Annotated in this window: 10 protein-coding genes; 9 read left to right on the top strand and 1 reads right to left on the bottom strand. The window is 68.9% G+C overall.

All coding sequences use genetic code 11. The features are described from left to right. Nucleotides 1–88: 88 nt before the first annotated feature. The 9 genes from HUA78_RS25110 (at nt 89) to HUA78_RS25070 (ending at nt 10,406) form a co-directional block, all read left to right on the top strand. Complete coding sequence (locus HUA78_RS25110; RefSeq protein WP_141641757.1) at nt 89–394, top strand: hypothetical protein; 306 nt, start codon at nt 89–91, stop codon at nt 392–394. A gap of 115 nt (nt 395–509) precedes the next feature. Continuing rightward, the gene (locus HUA78_RS25105; RefSeq protein WP_174459759.1) at nt 510–995 is read left to right on the top strand and encodes a ferritin-like domain-containing protein; all 486 of its coding nucleotides are present in this window, start codon (nt 510–512) and stop codon (nt 993–995) included. A 90-nt stretch (nt 996–1,085) separates the two neighbouring features. After that, entirely contained in the window at nt 1,086–2,552 is a 1,467-nt protein-coding gene (locus HUA78_RS25100) for a hypothetical protein (RefSeq protein ID WP_174464991.1), read from the top strand. Nucleotides 2,553–2,616: 64 nt separating this feature from the next. Then, nucleotides 2,617–4,122 (top strand): hypothetical protein, encoded by a 1,506-nt coding sequence (locus HUA78_RS25095; RefSeq protein ID WP_246137070.1) that lies wholly within the window; start codon nt 2,617–2,619, stop codon nt 4,120–4,122. A 64-nt stretch (nt 4,123–4,186) separates the two neighbouring features. Beyond that, entirely contained in the window at nt 4,187–5,707 is a 1,521-nt protein-coding gene (locus HUA78_RS25090) for a hypothetical protein (protein ID WP_174454534.1), read from the top strand. A gap of 65 nt (nt 5,708–5,772) precedes the next feature. Further along, nucleotides 5,773–7,155: a formimidoylglutamate deiminase gene (gene hutF, locus HUA78_RS25085; protein ID WP_174477316.1), complete on the top strand. Its 1,383-nt coding sequence runs from the start codon at nt 5,773–5,775 to the stop codon at nt 7,153–7,155. 84 nt (nt 7,156–7,239) lie between these two features. After that, nucleotides 7,240–8,376, top strand: a complete 1,137-nt coding sequence (gene argE / locus HUA78_RS25080; protein WP_174477315.1) for an acetylornithine deacetylase — start codon at nt 7,240–7,242, stop codon at nt 8,374–8,376. Between the two features lie 348 nt (nt 8,377–8,724). Continuing rightward, nucleotides 8,725–9,330, top strand: coding sequence for a flavodoxin family protein (locus HUA78_RS25075; protein ID WP_174477314.1), 606 nt, complete (start codon nt 8,725–8,727; stop codon nt 9,328–9,330). A gap of 176 nt (nt 9,331–9,506) precedes the next feature. Continuing rightward, complete coding sequence (locus tag HUA78_RS25070) at nt 9,507–10,406, top strand: DUF2167 domain-containing protein (protein ID WP_174454538.1); 900 nt, start codon at nt 9,507–9,509, stop codon at nt 10,404–10,406. Nucleotides 10,407–10,480: 74 nt separating this feature from the next. Here HUA78_RS25070 and mfd read toward each other — a convergent pair whose 3' ends face one another. Then, a complete protein-coding gene (gene mfd, locus HUA78_RS25065) occupies nt 10,481–14,074 on the bottom strand; it encodes a transcription-repair coupling factor (protein ID WP_174477313.1) in 3,594 nt (1,197 codons plus the stop codon). Between the last annotated feature and the right edge of the window lie 43 nt (nt 14,075–14,117).

Here is a 14,117-nt window from a genome sequence, read left to right as displayed (position 1 = left end):
TCCCGAAGCCTCACGGTGTCAGGAGCAAAGCGCGGACACCCTGGCTGACAGCGAGCGAGCGCATGCGCATCTGTATTCGGGAGGATGCATGGGCACCGAGGCCGTGGGCTGGTTCAGTTCCTTCGTCTTGTTGATGACCTTGGGAACGCAGATCCACAAACAGTGGAAGTCGGGCTCCAGTCAGGATGTCTCCAAGTGGCTCTTCGTGGGGCAGATGACGGCCTCGCTGGGCTTCACCGTCTACAGCGTGCTGGTGGGCAACTGGGTCTTCGTGGTGACGAACGCGCTGCTGCTGGTGAGCGCCGTGCTCGGGGAACTCATCGTCCTCAAGCACCGTCGGGTTGCTCGCCGTGACGACGCGCTCCCCTTGAGGCCCGCGCACCCGCGCCCCTGAGCTGCTGCCCGCTCGCCCGGCGCGAGGGCGGTCGGACCCGGGACTTGAGGGACGGGTTGGCCTTCGGGAAGAGACTTCTCACATTGCACACGTCCCTGGCGCGGAGGAAGTCGACATGGCCGAGAAGTCCGAAGTGGCACGGCTGCGAAGCCTGGCCCAGCTCGACGCGGATGCGGTGGGCGCGTACGACGCGGCGCTCGCCCGAATCCCGGAGCCGCTGGTCCGTGAGCGGCTCGGCGAGTTCCGCGCCGACCACCTGCGCCACGTGCGGGAACTCAATGGCTTCATCCACCACTTCGGCGGCGCGCCGGTGGACCTGCGTCCGGACCTGAAGGGCGCGGCGATGAAGGGGCTGACCGCGATGTCCAGCATGATGGGCACCGAGGCGGCGCTGGTGGCCATGCTCGGCAACGAGGAGTTCTCCAACCGGGCCTATGACCTGGCGCTGCGCTTCGACTGGAGCCCCGACGTGCGCGTCCTCATCGAGCGCCACCGCGAGGACGAGCGGCGTCACATCCTGTGGATTCGTGAGGCCGTCCGGACCCGTCCCTGGGAACGGGAGCGGGCCTCCGCCCACGATGGCTCCGAGGTCCAGGCCTGACCCTGTCTCTCCGGAGGCAGGGCTCCTGGCCGATATGCGAGACACATGCCGTCGTTCTAGTCTCCCGGAGACGGGTTCCTTGGAGGCGGCATGATGCGCTTGGCCACTGTATTGGCGTGTGTGTTCATGGTGACGGGCTGCGCGGCCCATCGCGGTGAGCTGGACTACCCGGACCGTGAGGCCGTCTACGACCGGCCGCTCGCCGAGATGTGGCCCGAGGTCCGGGGGTTCTTCACCCGCAACGAGCTGTCCTTCCGCGAGGACAAGGGCAGCATGGTGCTGGAGACGGAGTGGCGGCAGGAGTTCGGCGGCTCGAGGATTTCGGGCTTCTTCCACCGGTACATGGTGGTGGGCCGGCGCGAGACGCCCACGTCGAGCAAGCTGCAGATCTTCCGCATCACCAAGAGCGTGAACAAGACGCTGTCGCCGCCGGGTAACCAGATTGACTGGGGTGTCAACCGCAACATGGGTGGGCCCAACCAGGAGGACAAGGGGCAGAGCGTGGAGGACTTCGAGGACCGGCTGGCCCTTCCGCGAGGGGAGAACGGCTTCTTCGCGGAGTCGGGTCAGGGCCAGCGCGACATGGTGATGGAGTGGCGGGTGTTCCGCGAGGTGGCGCCGCTGCTGGCGAAGGAGGAGAACGCGCCCCAGCCGGTGCGGGTGGCGAAGGCGCCGGACGCGAAGGAAGCCCCTTCGCAATTCGCGGTGGAGTGCGGGCTGCCCATCATCGGTCTGGGCAAGCAGGCGAAGCCGGGCGCGGTGTTGCTGCTGGGAGAGATGCACGGCACGCAGGAGGTGCCGCGCTTCGTGGCGCAGGCGTCCTGTCAGGCGACCGTGGCGGGCATCCCGGTGACGGTGGGCCTGGAGCTCCCGCTGGAGAACCAGGGCCGCGTGGACGCGTTCCTGGAGAGCCAGGGTGGGGAAGAGGACTGGCTGAAGCTGATGGAGGCCCCTTTCTGGCGCAGCCCGTATCCGGACGGCCGAGGCAGCGCGGCGATGGCGAACATGCTGGAGCACCTGCGCCAGCTGCGCGCGCAGGGCCTGGATGTGGACGTCTTCGTCTTCGACCACCCGAAGGCCAACGGGCAGCAGCGCGAGGACGCGATGGCGGGCACGGTGGCGTTCCAGGTGGAGTCGAGCCCGCGGCGCTTCCACATGGTGTTGTCGGGGAACATCCACGCGCGCACGAAGCAGGGCCTGCCGTGGGACAAGAAGCACCGGCCCATGGGTCTGCTGTTGAAGCAGCGGCTCGACAGCGTGGTGTCGCTCGACATGGCCTACGACACCGGCACGACGTGGATCTGCTCGGTGGACTCGAAGGGCGTGCGGGACAGGCTGGACTGCGGCGTGCGCGAGGCGAAGGGCAAGGACAACGGCGAGCGTTACTTCGTGCACACCTGGGACTCCACGAACGCGGAGGGCTACCACGGGGTGTTCTATGTGGGCGCGGTGAACGCGTCCGCGCCGGCCATCCGACTGGGTGAGCAGGGACCGGGCAAGGAGGGCAGCAAGAGCCCCTTCGCGCGGGAGGAAGGGAAGCTCGCGTCCTCGCACTGAGCCGTGGCGATATGGTGCCCTCCTGGCTCCGTTCCATTTCGGGAACGTGATGCCCGGAGGGTGGATGCGCTCGGTACTCTACGCGGTGGTGTTGTTGGCCTGGGGCTTGGGGGGCTGTGCGGCTCACCGAAGCGACCTGGAAATCCCGGACCGTGAAGCCATCTACGACCGGCCGCTCGCGGAGATGTGGCCGGAGGTCCGAGGCTACTTCACGCGCAACGAGCTGCCCTTCCGCGAGGACAAGGGCAGCATGGTGCTCCAGACGGAGTGGCGGCAGGAGTTCGGCGGCTCGAGGATTTCGGGTTTCTTCCACCGATACATGGTGGTGGGCCGGCGCGAGACGCCCACGTCGAGCAAGCTGCAGATCTTCCGCATCACCAAGAGCTCCAACAAGACGCTGTCACAAGGCGGCAGGGAGCTGGACTGGGGCGTCTCGCGCGGTGTCGGACTGGGGCCCACCGGTCAGGAGGGCAGCGCAACGCATTCGATTTCGGAAGGTGATCAACCCCTGACCAGTGCCGAGGACTGGGAGGAGGTCATGGACACTCCGCGGGGCGAGAACCTCTTCATCGAATCGGCGCAGGCCCAGCGAGACCTGTTGATGGAGTGGCGGGTGTTCCGCGAGGTGGCACCACTGCTGGCGAAGGAGGAGAACGCGCCCAAGCCGGTGCAGGTGGCCAAGGCCCCGAACGCGAAGGAGGCGCCGTCGCAAATCTCCATGGAGTGCGGGCTGCCCATCATCGGCCTGGGCAAGCAGGCGAAGCCGGGCGCGGTGCTGATGTTGGGCGAGCTGCACGGCACGCGCGAGGTGCCGCGCTTCGTGGCGCAGACCTCCTGTCAGGCGACCGTGGCGGGCATCCCGGTGACGGTGGGTCTGGAGCTGCCGCTGGAGAACCAGGGCCGCGTGGACGCGTTCCTGGAGAGCCAGGGTGGGGAAGAGGACTGGTTGAAGCTGATGGAGTCGCCGTTCTGGCGCAGCCCGTACCCGGATGGCCGTGGGAGCGAGGCGATGGCGAACATGCTGGAGCAGCTGCGCCAGTTGCGCTCGCGGGGCCTGGACGTGGACGTCGTCGTGTTCGACCACCCGAAGGCGAATGGTCAGCAGCGCGAGGACGCGATGGCGGCCACGCTCATCCACCAGGTGGAGTCCGCGCCGCAGCGCTTCTATGTGGTGCTGTCGGGCAACATCCACTCGCGCACGAAGAAGGGCCTTCCGTGGAACAAGCAGCACCGGCCCATGGGCCTGATGCTGAAGGAGAAGCTCGACAGTGTGGTGTCGCTCGACATGGCCTACGACACTGGCACCGCATGGATCTGCTCGGTGGACTCGAAGGGCGTGCGGGACAGGCTGGACTGCGGCGTGCGCGAGGCGAAGGGCAAGGACAACGGCGAGCGCTACTTCGTGCACACGTGGGACTCGGTGAACTCGGAGGGCTACCACGGGGTGTTCTACGTGGGCGCGGTGAATGCGTCCGCGCCGGCCATCCGCGTGGGTGAGCGAGGGCCCGGCAAGGAGGGCAGCAAGAAGCCCTTCGCGCCCGAAGCGGAGTCTGTCGTCTCCGCGCGCTGAGCCGTGGCGATATGCCACCCTCCCGCTCCCGTTCCATTCCCGGTACGCGATGCTCGGAGGGTGGATGCGCTCAGCTGTGTATACGGTGTTGCTGTTGTCCTTGGGTTTGTCGGGCTGCGCGGCCCATCGCGGCGCGCTGGAGTACCCGGACCGGGAGGCCATCTACGACCGGCCGCTCGCGGAGATGTGGCCGCAGGTTCGGGAGTTCTTCACGCGCAACGAGCTGCCCTTCCGTGAGGACAAGGACAGCATGGTGCTGGAGACGGAGTGGCGGCAGGAGTTCGGCGGCTCGAAGATTTCGGGCTTCTTCCACCGGTACATGGTGGTGGGCCGGCGAGAGACGCCCACGTCGAGCAAGCTGCAAATCTTCCGCATCACCAAGAGCCTGAACAAGACCCTGGCCAACTCGGGCAATCAGGTGGACTGGAGTCCGACCCGGGCCTGGGGCATGGGGGCGACGATTGAGGGCCCGGCCGAGGATTACAAGGCCGAGCCGATTCAGCCAGCGAGCGCGCCGCTGTCGTCGGCCGAGGACTGGGAGGAGGTCATCGCCACGCCTCGGGGAGAGACCTCGTTCTTCGCGGAGTCGGGCCAGGGGCAGCGAGACCTGGTGATGGAGTGGCGGGTGTTCCGCGAGGTGGCGCCGCTGCTGGCGAAGGAGGAGAACGCGCCTAAGCCGGTGCAGGTGGCCAAGGCGCCGAACGCGAAGGAAGCACCGTCGCAGTTCGCGGTGGAGTGTGGCCTGCCCATCATCGGCCTGGGCAAGCAGGTGAAGGAGGGTGGGGTGCTGCTGCTGGGTGAGGTGCACGGAACGCGCGAGGTGCCGCGCTTCGTCGCGCAGGCCGCCTGTCAGGCGGTGGTGGCGGGCATCCCGGTGACGGTGGGCCTGGAGCTGCCGCTGGAGAACCAGGGGCGCGTGGACGCGTTCCTGGAGAGCGCGGGTGAAGAGGCGGACTGGCTGAAGCTGATGGAGGCTCCCTTCTGGCGCAGCCCGTATCCGGACGGCCGTGGCAGCGAGGCGATGGCGAACATGTTGGAGCACCTGCGCCAACTGCGCTCACAGGGCCTGGACGTGGACGTCTTCGTCTTCGACCACCCGAAGGCCAACGGTCAGCAGCGCGAGGACGCGATGGCGGGCACGGTGGCGTTCCAGGTGGAGTCGAGCCCCCAGCGCTTCCACATGGTGTTGTCGGGGAACATCCACTCGCGCACGAAGCAGGGCCTGCCGTGGGACCAGAAGCACCGGCCCATGGGGTACTTGCTGGAGCAGCGGCTGGAGCATGTGGTGGCGCTGGACATGGCGTACGCCAGCGGCTCGGCGTGGATCTGCTCGGTGGACCAGAAGGGCGTGAAGAGCGCGCTCGACTGCGGTGTGCGTGAGGCGAAGGGCAAGGACAACGGCACCCGCTTCTTCGTGCACACCTGGGACTCCACGAACTCGGAGGGCTACCACGGGGTCTTCTACGTGGGCGCGGTGAACGCATCCGCACCGGCGGTGCAGCGCGGCCTGGGGCGTCCGGGCGCGGATGACAACACCGTCCACCCGGCCCCGGACGAGGGCTCGAAGATGGCGTTCGCGCGCTGACAGCCTCGCTGGCGGACCGTGTCGTGGCTGCTGCGGGGCGCGGTCCGCTGGCATACGCTGTCGGGGTGAGCGACATCACTGTCTACCAGCCGGACTTCCTGTACGTGGGAGGCCGGCTCATCGAGGGACGTGCCCTGGCCGTGGGTGCCGGGGGCCGCGTCGTCGAGGCGTCGTCCGTGTCCGCCGGGGCGAGCGTCGTACGGCTCCCGGGCCGCGCGCTGCTGCCGGGGCTGGTCAACGGCCACTCCCATGCCTTCCAGCGCCTGATTCGCGGACGCACGGAGTACGTCGTCTCCGGACGCGAGGCGGATGACTTCTGGAGCTGGCGAGAGGCCATGTATCGCGCCGCCGAGGCCCTGGGCCCCGAGGACGTGTACGTGGCCTCGCGGCAGGTCTTCGTGGAGATGGCGCTGGCGGGCATCACCACCGTGGGCGAGTTCCACTACATCCATCACCAACAGGACGGCACGCCGTACGCGGACCGGAACGCGCTGGCCCACGCCGTCATCCGCGCCGCGCGGGACGCGGGGCTGCGCATCTGTCTGTTGCGCGTGGGGTATGCGCGCGCGGGCTACCAGGTCGCGGCGAATCCGCGGCAGCGTCGCTTCATCGACCCGGACGTGGACACCTTCCTCGCGTCGGCGGAGTCGCTGGCTCGCGAGGTGCGGGGCGACGCGGAGGTCAGCGTGGGACTGGCGCCGCACAGCGTGCGAGCGGTGACGAAGGACTGGCTGTCCGCCGTCTCGAAGGCGTCTGGTTTCCCCGTACACATGCATGTGGCGGAGCAGCCGAAGGAAATCGAGGCGTGCCTCGCCGAGCATGGGCGGCGGCCGGTGGAGCTGCTGTCGGACCTGGGGCTGTTGAGCGCGGGCTTCACCGCCGTGCATGGCGTGCACCTGACGGACGAGGAGGTGGCCATGCTGGGCACCGCCCGGGCGACGGTGTGCGCGTGTCCTTCCACGGAGCGCAACCTGGGTGATGGCATTGTGCCAGCGGATGCGCTGGTGAAGGCGGGGGCGAGCATCAGCCTGGGCTCGGACAGTCAGGCGCTGGTGGACCTGCTGGACGAGGCGCGTCAGCTCGAAGGCCACCTGCGGCTCGCGAGGCTGCGGCGCGCGGTGCTGGACCCGGGAGGCGGCGAGGTGTCGGGCCTGGCGGCGCGGCTGTTGGGCATGGCCACGGTGGAGGGGGCGCGCAGTCTGGGCTTGTCCACGGGGACGCTGGAGGCGGGGGCGCTCGCGGACTTCTTCACGGTGGACGTGGGGCACCCGTCGCTGGTGGGCGCGGGGCCTTCGTCGTTGCTGGCATCCATCGTCCTGGGCGCCGACAAGGCGGCGGTGCGCGAGGTGGCGGTGGCCGGACGGCTGGTGGTGAGGGAGGGCCGGCATCCGCTCGCGGAGGAGAGTGGACGCGCCTTCCAGGCGCTCGCGCGCACGCTGTACCCCTGACGGGGCGTGGGAGACAGGAGTCCCTCCGGGGGCTGGCGCCAGACGCCAGGGGGTGGCATGACGCGGCCACCGGAGGTTGTCTTCATGAGCGACACGCTGCCCGCGCTGCGGGCCACCCTGACGGAGTTGGTGGCGATGGACACCACGTCCGCGCGACCCAATGCCCCGCTCATCGACTATGCGCAGGCGCGCCTGGAGAAGGCGGGCTTCAGCGCCGAGCGTCAGCGGTACACCGACGACGCGGGCGTGGAGAAGGTGAACCTGGTCGCCGTGAAGGGCGGCTCCGGACGCGCGGCGCTCGCGCTGGTGGGGCACTCCGACTGCGTGCCGTTCGATGCGGCGTGGACGGATGCGCTGAAGCTGACGGAGAAGGAGGGCAAGCTCTACGCGCGCGGCGCCTGCGACACGAAGGGCTTCATCGCCTGTGCGCTGCATGCCGCCGAGCGGGCCACGAAGCTCCAGGCCCCGCTGATGGTGGTGCTCACCGCCGACGAGGAAGTGGGGCTGGTGGGCGCCAAGAAGTTGGTGGCGGCGGGCCTGGGCCGCGCGCGCCACGCCATCGTCGGAGAGCCCACGAAGCTCACGCCGGTGCGCGCCAACAAGGGCTATTGCCTGGCGGAGGTGGAGGTGCTCGGCAAGGAGGGCCACAGCGCGTATCCGGATACGGGCGCGTCCGCCATCTTCCGCGCGGGACGCTTCCTGAACCGGCTGGAGCAGCTCGCCACGACGGTGCTGCGCGAGGAGCTGGACGAGGGCTTCCAGCCGCCCTTCACCACGGTGAACGTGGGCGTCATCCAGGGGGGCAAGGCGAAGAACATCCTGCCGGGCTCGTGCCGCTTCACAGTGGAGTGGCGGCCCATTCCGGGACAGCCGGTGCAGCGGGTGGCCGAGCTGCTGGAGTCCATCCGTCAGGAGTTGGTGCGCGACGAGCCCGCCTACGAGGCCCACATCCGCGTGCTGCGCACGGACCGAGGTGTGAATACGCGCGCGGATGCGGAGGTGGTGCGCTTCCTCGCGGAGGCCAGTGGCAACGCGTCCACCACGGTGCCTTTCGGCACGGAGGCTCCGCAGATGACGGAGCTGGGAGCGGAGGCCGTGGTGTTCGGCCCCGGCGACATCCGCGTGGCGCATCAGACGGGCGAGTACGTGCCCACCGAGGACCTGGTGCGCTGCGAGGCCGTGCTGTCGCGCGCCGTCGCACACTTCTGCGGCGAGCAGTGAGGCAGGCCGGGGCGGCGCTCGTCGGAGTGCGCCGCCCGGTTCTCCAGGCCGGAAGTCACCGGTGTGAGGTCACCCACGTGAGTGGCGCTCGCATGAAGTCGTCGCCGGAGCACGTTGGCGGCGGCAGAGGAACCTGAGGGCGCGCGCTTCGTGCGTCGCGAGGCTCCCATCGTTGGTGGGTTCGCTCACGTGGGCGCCGCTCGTGTTTGTCGTCGCCGGAGCGCAGGGGTGGGGACAGAGGCGCCTGAAGGTGCGCGCGCCTCGTGCGTCGCGAAGTTCCCGGCGTTATGAAGATGCCGCCGGTGCACACTCCGTGCTTTCTCTCCGGCTCCTTTCTGGACCGACGACATGAGTTCCTCCTCCGCGACGCCGCGCAACGTCCTCTTCCTGCTCGCCAGCGCCCGTGAGAACGGCAACGCGGAGCAGCTCGCTCGCAAGGCGGCCGAGTCGCTGCCTTCCGGCACGGTGACGGACTGGCTCCGGCTGGACGCCTACCAGCACGATGCTTTTCGAGACCTGCGTCATGCTCCCGGCGGCTACGCGGCACGGCCCGCGAGCCCGGAGATGCTGGCGCTCGCCGAGCGGACCCTCGCCGCCGACGAACTGGTCATCGTCGCCCCCGTGTACTGGTACAGCCTTCCCGCCAGCGCGCAGTCCTACCTGGAGCACTGGTCCTGGTGGTTCCGGCTGCCGGAGCTGCGTTTCCGCGAGCGCATGCGCGGCAAGGTGCTGTCGCTCGTGACGACCCACTCCTCCGACGAGGATGACGGCGTGGCGCAGCCGCTGCTCATGAGCCTCCAGCTCAGCGCGGATTACATGGAGATGGGGTGGAGAGGCGCCCTCATCGGCCATGGCAATCAGCCCGGAGAGGTGCTCCAGGACCCTCGCGCCATGGCCAACGCTCGTGAGTTTCTCCGGCGTCCCGTGACTGTCGCGAAAGTCGAAGCTGCCTGAACTTTTGGGAGTGCGGGGCACTGAATTGACGCGTGCTCCCGTGCGCCGCTAGGTTGCCGCGCCTTCGGACCCGGGGGGCTTGCGAGCGCATTGCGCCGCACGCTGTGTCGTCAGTGATTCTGACGTGTCACGTCCCTCCGGCCATCCGTGTCTGAATTCCCTGGAGGGGGAGTCACATGCAGCGTGGCAGGTGGTTGTTCGCGGTGATGTCGCTGGTGGCGGTGAGCGCGTGGGCCCAGGTGCCCGAGCAGGCGGGTGACTCGGAGGAGGTGGAGGCCCCGGCGCTTCCCGAACTCCACCCGCGGACCGGTGAGGTCGTGCTGGGAGGCGGCCTGGCGAAGATGGTGGTGCCGGAGAGCTTCGGCTACCTCTCGCCCGAGGAAGCGGAGAAGGTGCTCGTGGAGGTCTGGGGCAACCCGCCCGGCTCCAAGACGCTGGGCATGGTGATTCCGTCGGACGTGAGCGTGGACTCGCCCGAGGGCTGGGGCGTCGTCATCCAGTACGACGACGATGGCCACGTGGAGGACGAGGACGCGGCGGGCATCGACTACGCGGACCTGCTCGAGGAAATGCAGGGGAACACCCGCGATGAGAACGCCGAGCGCGTCAAGGCGGGCTACGGGGCGGTGGAGCTGGTGGGTTGGGCCGCGACTCCGCGCTACGACGCGAGCACGCGCAAGCTGTACTGGGCGCAGGAGCTGGGCTTCGGTGACTCGAAGGAGCACACGCTGAACTACAACGTCCGCGTGCTGGGCAAGGAGGGCGTGCTGGTGCTCAACGCCGTCGCCAGCATGGTGGCGCTGCCCCAGGTGGAGAAGGACATGCAGCAGGTGCTGGCCTTCACCCACTTCCAGCCCGGCCACCGCTACGAGGACTTCGACCCGAGCACCGGCCGCGTGGCCGCGTACGGTGTCGCGGGTCTGGTCGCCGGCAAGGTGGCCGCGAAGGCGGGGCTCTTCAAGGGGCTGATCGCGGTGCTGGTGGCCGGCAAGAAGGTCATCTTCGCCGGCCTCGCGCTGCTGGTCGTCGCGCTGGGCAAGCTGTTCAAGCGTGGCGGCAACGACGGCACGCCGTAATCATCAGCGCGCTGGAGTGCGAGACAGAGGCTCGGGACCCCGCGGTCCCGGGCCTCTTCTCGTTTCGGGACGGCTCAGCTCCGGGGCAGCGAGCAGTGGTCCAGGTCCCTCAGCACCTTGCGTGCCTCGGCGATGAGGTCATGGCCCTGGAGGCCCTGCGCCACGCGGGCGATGAGCTTCATGTCTGGCGTGAGGCGGTAGTAGCCCTTCGAGCGCTGCACCAGCCCGGCGACCTTCGGCCCGTCCAGGAGCGCGTCCGCGCCCAGCGTCACCACCAACCGCTGGGTGCCGACCTCCAGGCCCCGCAGTCGCAAATCACGCATGTCGATTTTCAGCAGCGTCAGCTCGGACAGGTGGTCCACCTCGTCCGGCGCCTCGCCGTAGCGGTCCACCAGCTCCGCGCGCAGGTCCGTCACTTCGTCGGGGTGGCCGGCCTGGCTGAAGCGCTTGTAGAAGACGAGCCGCTGGTGCACGTCGCTGACGTAGTCGTCCGGGATGAGCGCGGGCATGGGCAGCGTGACGTCCGGCTCGATTTGCACCTTGGGCGGCTGGCCCTGCAGCTCCGCGACGGCTTCCTCCAGGAGCTGCGCGTACATGTCGAAGCCAATCTCGGCGATGGCGCCGGACTGCTTCTCGCCCAGCAGGTTGCCCGCGCCGCGAATCTCCAGGTCATGGCTGGCGATGGAGAAGCCCGCGCCCAGCTCGGTGAAGTTCTGGAGCACCTCCAGCCGCCGCTGCGCATCGCGCGTCACCGCCCGACGCGTGGGCACCAGCAGGTACGCATACGCGCGCTCCTTGGAGCGGCCCACGCGGCCTCGGAGCTGGTAGAGCTGCGCGAGGCCGAACTGGTCCGCCCGGTTCACAATCATCGTGTTGGCGCTGGAGATGTCGATGCCGCTCTCGATGATGGCGGTGCACAGGAGCACCTGGTGCTTGCGCTCGGTGAACTCCAACATCACCTTCTCGAGCTGCCCTTCACCCATCTGTCCGTGCGCCACGCCGACGGACAGCTGCGGCACCAGCTCGCGCAACTGCTGCTCCATGGACGGCAGGGACTCCACGCGGTTGTGCACGAAGAAGACCTGCCCGCCGCGAGCGACCTCCCGCTCAATCGCCTCCTTCACCACCATGGCGTCGTACTTCATGACGAAGGTGCGGATGGCGCGCCTGTCCTGCGGCGGCGTGGCGATGATGCTCATGTCGCGCACACCCGACATGCTCATGTGCAGCGTGCGGGGAATGGGTGTCGCCGTCAGCGTCAGCACGTCAATCTGGGAGCGCCACTTCTTCAGCGACTCCTTCTGCTTCACGCCGAAGCGCTGCTCCTCGTCGACAATCATCAGCCCCAGGTCCTTGAAGGCCACCTCGCCGCCCAACAGCTTGTGCGTGCCGATGAGGATGTCGACCTTGCCCTCCTTGGCGCGCTTGAGGATGTCCCGCACCTCCGGCGGCTTCTTCAGTCCGGAGATGACCTCCACCGTGACGGGGTAGTCGTTGAAGCGCTTCCTGAAGGAGAGGAAGTGCTGCTGCGCCAGCACCGTGGTGGGCACCAGCACCGCCACCTGCTTGCGGTCCAGCGTCGCCTTGAAGGCCGCGCGCATGGCGACCTCCGTCTTGCCGTAGCCCACGTCGCCGCAGACGAGCCGGTCCATGGGCTCCGGCTTCTGCATGTCCGCCAGCACGTCCTCAATCGCCTTCGCCTGGTCCGGCGTCTCCTCGAACTCGAAGTCCGCCTCGAACTGGGCGAAGTAGCGGTCCGGCGCGCTGAAGGAGTGGCCCGGGTGGGCGCGGCGCGAGGCGGCGATTTGCAGCAGCTCCGCCGCCATCTTGAGGAGCTGTTCCTTGACGCGCTTCTTCGTCTTCTCCCAGCTCGTCGTCCCCAGCTTGTCGAGCTGGATGGTGTCCGGGTTGCCGCCGGTGAACTTCTGGATGAGCCGCATGCGGCCCACCGGCAGGTAGATTTTGTCCCGGCCCGCGTACTCCAGGACGAGGAAGTCCCCGGGCACGCCGTTCACCTGCATCTTCGTCAGGCCCGAGTAGCGGCCGATGCCGAAGTCGGTGTGGACGATGAGGTCGCCTTCCTTCAGGTCCTTGAAGCCCGCGGCGAAGGCATCCAGCTTCTTGCCGCGCTTGACGCGCCGACGCGCGCGGACGCCGAAAATCTCCTCGTCCGACAGCACGGCCAGCCCGCCCGAGCCGTCCACGAAGCCCTGGCTCACCTCCCCCGTGAAGAGGTGCGCCCACACCGACGGCTCGTACAGCACCGACGCGTCCGTCATGGGCTCGGTGTGCACCTTCACCATGACGTCGCGGTCCAGCAAGAGCCGCTTGAGCCGGTCCGCCTGGCTCAGCGTGCCGCACGCCACCGCGCACGCGACGCCCGAGTCCCGCCAGCGCTGGAGCCGGTCCACCAGCGGCGAGAGCGCGCCCTCCTCGCCATGGTGCGCGAGAATCGCCTCCCGCAGGTCCTGCGTGCCGCCGAACTGGAAGAGCACCGGCGGCTTCTCGGACTGCGTGAGCGACAGGCCTCCACCCTCGACGACGCGATAGCCGCCCAGCAGCTCCGCGACGGCCTCGCGCGAAAGGAAGTGCTCGGCCGGCGGGCGCACCAGGTCCTTGCGCTCCTCGGCCGCGACGAAGGTGCGCTCCAACTCGTCCCACAGCGCGTCCGCGGCGCGCCCCAGCTCCAGCGGGTCGTCCAGGTAGAAGACGGGCGCCTCCGGGCTCCACGTGCGCAGGAAGTCGAACACCGTGGCCAGTCCGCCCTCGAACAGCGCGGGCAGCAGGCCCTCGAGTCCGAAGCCGGGCATCCCCTCTCGCAACGCGTCCAGCCGCTCGCGCAGCTGGATGGTGGGCAGGTTGATGTGCTCGGCCACTTCGCGGGCGGCGGCCTCGGCGCGCGGGCGGGTGTCCTCGGTGAGCAGCAGCTCCCGCGCGGGCACCAGGTCCACTTCCTTCAGCGCGTCCACCGTGCGCTGCGACTCCGGGTCGAAGGCGCGGATGGAGTCGATGGTGTCCCCGAAGAACTCCAGGCGCACCGGCTTGTCGTAGAGCGGGCTGAAGACGTCCAGCAGACCGCCGCGCACGGAGAACGTCCCCACGTCCTCCACCATCGGGCTGTTCTGGTAGCCCATCCGGGAGAGCTTCCGCGCCAGCGCGTCCCGGTCGTACTCCTGGCCCACCACCACCCGGTCCGTGAGCGCGGCCATGACGTCCGGGCGCAGCACGCGGCGGTGCAGCGCGCGCAGGGATAGCACCAGCACCGGGAAGCGCGTGCCTTGAGACAAGTGAAACAACGCGCCCAGCCGCTCGGTGACGGCGATCGCCTCCGGGGACAGCTCGTCGTAGGGCAGCACCTCGTCGGCGGGCAGGCGCAGCACGCTCGGCCGCAGCAGCGTGCCGGTGCCACCCAGGAAGAAGGCGAGGTCGGCGGCCAGGGCATCGGCTGCTTCCTCGTCCGCCGCCACGCAGACGAGCGGCGCGCGTGCTTCACGGTGCAGGCGAGCCAGCACGTGGCCCCGGGCGGAGCCCTTCAGTCCCTGCGTCCGCGCGCGGTGTCCCGGGCGCAGCTCCGCCAGCAACCGGGCGAAGGTGTCACCCGCCACGAGCGGCACGCCGCCAGGCTGCGCCGCCTCGTCATCCCGCCTCTGTGTGAAAGGAGTGTCCATGAGTGGACCCCTGAGGGCCGCAGGGTAATTAGGGGCATGCCCC

It is taken from the genome of Myxococcus sp. CA033, assembly GCF_013336625.1.
GTDB classification, from domain to species: Bacteria; Myxococcota; Myxococcia; order Myxococcales; family Myxococcaceae; genus Myxococcus; species Myxococcus llanfairpwllgwyngyllgogerychwyrndrobwllllantysiliogogogochensis.
Note: the sequence above shows the minus strand (reverse complement) of the source record. Positions and strands in the feature narration are given on the sequence as shown.